Annotated in this window: 4 protein-coding genes; 2 read left to right on the forward strand and 2 right to left on the reverse strand. The window is 71.0% G+C overall.

Features of this window, described 5'->3' with window-relative positions:
• The first annotated feature begins 89 nt into the window (after window positions 1–89).
• A complete protein-coding gene (locus B1729_RS05930) occupies window positions 90–707 on the forward strand; it encodes a TetR/AcrR family transcriptional regulator (protein WP_204260125.1) in 618 nt (205 codons plus the stop codon).
• A gap of 244 nt (window positions 708–951) precedes the next feature.
• Window positions 952–3,090 carry an RNA polymerase recycling motor ATPase HelR gene (gene helR / locus B1729_RS05935; protein ID WP_163631277.1) on the forward strand — a complete coding sequence of 713 codons (2,139 nt, stop codon included), beginning with the start codon at window positions 952–954 and terminating at the stop codon, window positions 3,088–3,090.
• Window positions 3,091–3,117: 27 nt separating this feature from the next.
• On the opposite strand, the gene B1729_RS05940 is transcribed toward helR, so the two are convergent.
• Window positions 3,118–4,497, reverse strand: a complete 1,380-nt coding sequence (locus tag B1729_RS05940) for an L-serine ammonia-lyase (RefSeq protein WP_163618732.1) — start codon at window positions 4,495–4,497, stop codon at window positions 3,118–3,120.
• Window positions 4,497–5,951: a DUF3100 domain-containing protein gene (locus B1729_RS05945; RefSeq protein WP_239526032.1), complete on the reverse strand. Its 1,455-nt coding sequence runs from the start codon at window positions 5,949–5,951 to the stop codon at window positions 4,497–4,499. The genes B1729_RS05940 and B1729_RS05945 overlap by 1 nt, the downstream gene beginning before the upstream one ends.
• Between the last annotated feature and the right edge of the window lie 49 nt (window positions 5,952–6,000).

The following is a 6,000-nucleotide window of genomic DNA, read 5'->3' on the forward strand; positions in this document are numbered from 1 at the left end:
GGGCCGCGGCTTCGTTGCTCTCGGGATGGTGCCCCTATTGGTCGCTCGAACAATAGGTTATTGGTCACACATCCAATAGCATGGGCCGCATGGTGTCAAGCGGCGATGCTCGGCGGGTGCGCAAGCGTCCCGAGGAGCGCCGGGAGGAGATCCTGGCGGCGGCCGCCGACATCGCCCTCACCGAGGGCCTCGAGCGCATCACGCTGCGTGCAGTCGCCGACCGGCTCGGCGTGCGCCCCGGCCTGATCACCCACTACTTCCCCGCCGCAGAAGACCTGGTGGTCGCCGCATTCACCCGCGCGGCCTCGGGTGAGCGCGCACAGCTCTTCCACCTCGACGGCACCGCGACGCAGCGGCTGGCGCGGCTCGTCGCCGGGTACGAGAGCCACGAATCCTGGGATCTCGCGCGTCTCTGGCTGAACGCGCGCCACCTGTCGCGCTTCAGCCCTGCCTTGAACGAGGCGCTCGTCGAGGAGGAGGCGCTCAACCAGGCCGGCATCGTCGACATCATCGAGCAGGGCCTCGCCGCGCGCGAGTTCGCCGACGTCGATCCGCACGTCGCGGGCACGCGCATCCTGATGGCCGTCGACGGCCAGAGCGCGTCGGTCAACAACAGCGGCGAGTCCTCACAGGCGCCCTATGAGCACTTCGTCTCGGACGTCGCCGAATGGACGCTGGGGCTCCGCCCGGGCACGTTGCTTGCATAGCGGGCGCCGCCGGCCCACGACGACCGCACGCGCGCATCACGAACGCCGGCGAAATCCGCCTCGTACGGGGTGCTGTCACGGACCTCCCCGTCCGCCTCGTGCAACTCCCTGCCCTTACCAGGATAACGGCCGGAGGGGGCCTTGCGGCAAGGGCCCCCTGGGGGCGCATACTTGTCGATCGCGACGCCTCCTCGACCCTCCCCCACAGAACACCACGTCGCGAAATCCGCCAGGAGCAGATGCCGTGAACCCCATCCAGACCAGCCCTTTCCGCCTGCCCGAACGTCTCTCCGCCAAGTCCGATCCCGTCCTCATCGGCGACGACGAGCAGCACTTCGCCGCCCTGTCCGAGAGCCTCACCCAGTCCATCGCCGGGATCGAGGACCGCCTCGATACGCTGCGCCGACAGCCCGGCGGACACGGTCAGGGCGCCCTCGAGCGCGACCTCGAGATCCACCGGCTCTCCGCGCGCCTGCGGGTGCTGCGCCGTTTCACCGTCGACGCGTGCCTGGGCCGCATGGTGCCCGCCGACGGCTCGGAGCCCGTCTACATCGGCCGCTTCGGAATCACGGATGCCGCGGGCCGGCGACTGCTCGTCGACTGGCGCACGCCGGCGGCCGAGCCGTTCTTCGCCGCGACCCATGCCCAGCCCATGGGGCTCGTGAGCCGCCGCCGCTACCGGTGGACCGGACGCCGGGTGACGGACTACTGGGATGAGGTGTTCACCGCCGAGGGGCTCGACCACAACGCCGCCCTCGACGATCAGTCAGCGTTCATCGCCAGCCTCGGCGCGAGCCGCTCACCGCGCATGCGGGACGTGCTCGGGACGATCCAGGCCGACCAGGACGCGATCATCCGCGCCGGTTCGCGCGGCGCCCTCGTCGTCGACGGCGGACCCGGGACCGGCAAGACGGTGGTCGCGCTGCACCGCGCCGCCTATCTGGTCTACTCTGACCCGCACCTCGGGGAGGGCCGCGGGGGCGTGCTGTTCGTCGGTCCGAGTCCGGCGTACCTCTCGTACGTCGAGGATGTGCTCCCGAGCCTCGGAGAAGACAGCGTGCAGACCTGCACGCTGCGCGACCTCGTCGCGGAGGGCTCGACCGCTGCGGTCGAGTCGGACTCCGCTGTCGCACGTCTCAAGGCAGACGGTCGCATGATCGATGCGATCGAGCCGGCCGTCCGCCTGTACGAGGAGCCGCCGGCAGAGCCGCTCCTCATCGAGACGCCGTGGGGAGAGCTCTGGCTGAGCCGGCAGGACTGGGTGGAGGCCTTCGCGTCGGCCGAACCCGGCACGCCGCACAACGAGGCTCGCGACCAGGTGTGGGAGACGGTGCTCGACATCCTCATCGACCAGGCCGACGGCGACGAGGTGCCGCTGCATCAGCTGCGCCGAGCGCTCGCCCGCAACGAGGAGCTGACACGCGTCTTCGCCCGCGCCTGGCCGCTGGTGGAGGCATCCGTTCTCGTCTCCGACCTCTGGAGCGTCCCGGCCTACCTGCGCCGATGCGCTCCATGGCTCACGCCCGACGAGGTGGACGCGCTGCAGCGCACCGTCGCCACGGACTGGACCACGTCGGACCTGCCGCTGCTCGATGCCGCCCGGCGTCGGCTCGGCGACCCCGCGGCATCGCTGCGTCGGCGGCAGCGCGACGCGCGGCTCGCGCGCGAACGCGAGTACATGTCGCAGGTCGTCGAACGGCTGAAGGAGGCGGGCGACGAGATGATGCAGTGGCTCGACGGGGAGGATCTGCGCAACAGCCTCGTCGACGAATCCGTGCTCGACGCGGCCGACCCCGACCTGCTCGCGGGGCCGTTCGCGCACATCGTCATCGACGAGGCGCAGGAGCTGACGGACGCGGAATGGCGGATGCTGCTGGCCCGCTGCCCGTCGCGCAGCTTCACGGTCGTCGGCGACCGGGCCCAGGCCCGGCACGGGTTCCGCGAGTCGTGGCAGGAACGACTCGAGCAGGCAGGCCTCACGGACGTGGAGATCGCCTCCCTGACGATCAACTACCGCACGCCGAGCGAGGTCATGGCCGAGGCCGAGCCCGTGATCCGCGCCGCGATCCCCGACGCCAACGTGCCCACGTCGATCCGCTCGAGCGGCGTCGCCGTGCTGCGCGCCGCGGTGGTGGAGCGCGACGCGATCCTCGGCGACTGGCTCGCCGGGCATCCGGAGGGCACCGCCGTCGTGATCGGCGACGCGTCGTTCGTGCCGGAGGAGCGCGTGCGGTCGCTCACGCCCGAGCTCGCGAAGGGCCTGGAGTTCGACTTCGTCGTGCTCGTCGAGCCCGCGGCTTTCGGCGAAGCGATCGAGGGTGCGGTGGACCGCTACGTCGCGATGACGCGCGCGACGCAGCAGCTGGCGGTGCTGGAGGGGTAGCGGCGGAGCGCAGGCTCGCCGTCGCGCTCAGCACTCGACGACGTTGACGGCGAGCCCCGCCGCGCTCGTTTCCTTGTACCGGGATGACATGTCGGCGCCGGTCTGGCGCATCGTCTCGATCGCGGTGTCGAGGTCGACGATATGGCTGCCGTCGCCGAGCAGCGCCAGGCGGCTCGCCGTCATCGCCGTCGACGCGGCCACCGCGTTGCGCTCGATGCACGGGATCTGCACGAGCCCCGACACCGGGTCGCACGTGAGGCCGAGATGGTGCTCGATCGCGATCTCGGCGGCGTTCTCGATCTGCGCGGGCGTGCCGCCCCGCACGGCCGTGAGCCCGGCGGCCGCCATCGCGCAGGCGCTTCCCACCTCCGCCTGGCATCCCGCCTCGGCGCCCGAGATGGAGGCGTTTGCCTTGATGATCGATCCGATCGCCGTCGACGTCAGCAGGAACCGCCGGATGAGCTCCAGGTCGAACCCGGTGGCCGCGACCGACTGGTAGAGCACTGCGGGGAGTACGCCGGCGGCGCCGTTCGTCGGCGCGGTCACCACCCGTCCCCCCGCCGCGTTCTCCTCGTTGACCGCGAGCGCATAGATGGACACCGCCTCCGCGGCATCCGTCGACTCACCGCGTTCGGCGAGCCGGTTCCACGCGGCCGCCGCTCGGCGCGGCACGCGCAGGCCACCCGGCAGTACGCCGTCGGAGTGGAGGCCGCGCTCGATGCACGCCCGCATCGCCGTCCAGATCGCATCGAGCCCGCGCCGGGCCGCGACCGCTCCGTGCACGGAGACCTCGGCCTCCCAGGCGACGTCGGCGATGCTGCGTCCACGCGAGAGGTCGAGCAGCTCCCGCATGCTGCGGAAGGTGGGCGCGTTCGGCGTCACCGGACGCGGCCCCGCCGCATCGGCCACGACCGGCTCCCCGAGACGCCGGATGAAGCCCCCGCCGACCGACAGGTACGTCTCCTCGACGACGTCGCCCGAGGCGAGTTCGGCGCGCAGCGTGAGGGAGTTCGGGTGCCCATGCGGACGCTCGCGCGGCGCGAACGTCAGGTCGTCGCGTGTGAACCGCACGCCACCGATGTCGAGCGCACGGCCGGCGTCGAGAAGCGCCCACGCGCCGTGGACGACCGCCGGATCGACGGTCTCGGGGCGGTGTCCGCGGAGGCCCGCGATGACGGCATCCGGGGTGCCGTGTCCCACTCCCGTCGCGGCGAGGGAGCCGTCGAGGCGGCACCCGAACCGGACCACGGCTGCCAGCATCCCGCCGTCGGCGAGACGGTCGCGGAAGTCGGCGGCCGCGCGCATCGGGCCGACGGTGTGCGAGCTCGAGGGGCCGATGCCGATCGAGAAGAGGTCGAGCGCGGAGGTGTACACCCCGCGCTCGACCTGGACGGCGGTGCCGGTCATCAGCCCCACAGTCCCAGCGCGAACTCGGCGACGATCGCCGAGAGGATGAACGACGCCGTGATGGCGACCGTCCCGACGGGGATGATCTTCCAGCCGATGCTCTTGAGCATCGGCAGGTCCTTGCCGAGGCTCAAGCCCGCGATCGTCAGCATCACGGTGATGAGCGAGAGGAAGTCGATGGTGTCCGAGACGGTCGTGAACCACCCGGCGACGGGTGAGATCGGCGATGTGAGGAACGCCCCCACCGTCATCACGACGATGATCGCCGGCACCTTGCCGCGCGTCACCTTGGCAAGCCCGATTCCGCCCGCGACCAGTGCACCCATCACGAGGTACGCGATCACCATGTCCCACGAGAAGCCCTTCGCCGCGATCGCAGCGACAACGAGTCCGGCGAACCCGATGATGAGCAGCGACACCCAGAGCGGCACGCGCACGTTCGGCTTCTCGAGCACCGTCTCGGCCACGGTCCTGACCGCCGTGGTCGGCATGGCGCCCTTGGCCTTCGACCGGCGGCCCGGCAGCGCCGCGTCCTTGTTGCGGGTGAGCAGCTTGTAGAAGCGGTCGGCGAGCGGCAGCGACACCCAGACCCCGATGTAGATGCCGAGCACCCCCGTGATCAGGTTCGAGGTGGCGGCGAGCGCGAGCACCTGGTCCTGCATGTCGGGGTGGGCCGACACGATGACGGATGCCGCGGCCGCCATCATCGATCCCGAGCCGACGCCCGCACCCATGGCGAGGGCGAGCGGGTCGAAGATGCCGAGCGAAGCGGCGATCGAGGCGATGAGGCTCACGATGACGGCGCCGAAGATGGTGCCGAAGACGTACATCGACAGCACTCCGCGGTACTGCGGCGAGTCGGAGCCGTAGCGCTCGCTCACCATCGCGAACGAGCCCTCGCGGTCGATCGAGAAGGTCGCGCCGACGGTCGCCGGCCCCATGCGCAGCAGCACCGCGAGCGGGAGCGCCAGTGCGATGGTGCCGAACAGGTGACCGACCTCCTGCAGCAGCAGCGCGGGGCCGGCCTGCAGGAGCAGCGGGATGTTCGGGCCGATCGTGAACGACAGGCGCGCGCAGAGGAAGAGCACGGCGACGCCCATGATCACGGTGGCCGCCTGCTGCAGGTCGATCGGCAGCGGCTTGAGACGCTGGCCCGAGACGAGGGCGCCTGCGGTGATGCCCCAGATCATCGGCAGGAGCGTCACCGACGCGATGCCGAGAGGGATGACGATCGGTCCGATCGCCTGCGCACCGGCCGAGATGGCCACGACCAGTGCGATGAGGATCCACAGCCGCGGGCTGCGGAATCCGAGGGCGATGACGGATGCCGTCTTCTGAAGGGGGCTGGGAGACTGCGGTCCTGTCGAGGCGACGTTGCCTTCGTGGGTGGGAGCGGTCATGTCGGGTTCTCCAGGTGGGGAGGCGGTGCCGTCCGCGTAAGCGGGGTCGGTCATGCCTCGAGCGTGTTCCGGGTCGCCCCGACGGGGCGCTCGGCGGTGCGGT

This window comes from Microbacterium sp. B35-04 (genome assembly GCF_010634885.1).
Taxonomy (GTDB): domain Bacteria; phylum Actinomycetota; class Actinomycetes; order Actinomycetales; family Microbacteriaceae; genus Microbacterium.

Coding starts and splice junctions, on each gene's coding strand:
- B1729_RS05930 (WP_204260125.1), top strand. CDS start 90: ATGGTGTCAAGCGGCGATGCTCGGCGGGTGCGCAAGCGTCCCGAGGAG.
- B1729_RS05940 (WP_163618732.1), bottom strand. CDS start 4,497: ATGACCGGCACCGCCGTCCAGGTCGAGCGCGGGGTGTACACCTCCGCG.
- B1729_RS05945 (WP_239526032.1), bottom strand. CDS start 5,951: ATGACCGACCCCGCTTACGCGGACGGCACCGCCTCCCCACCTGGAGAA.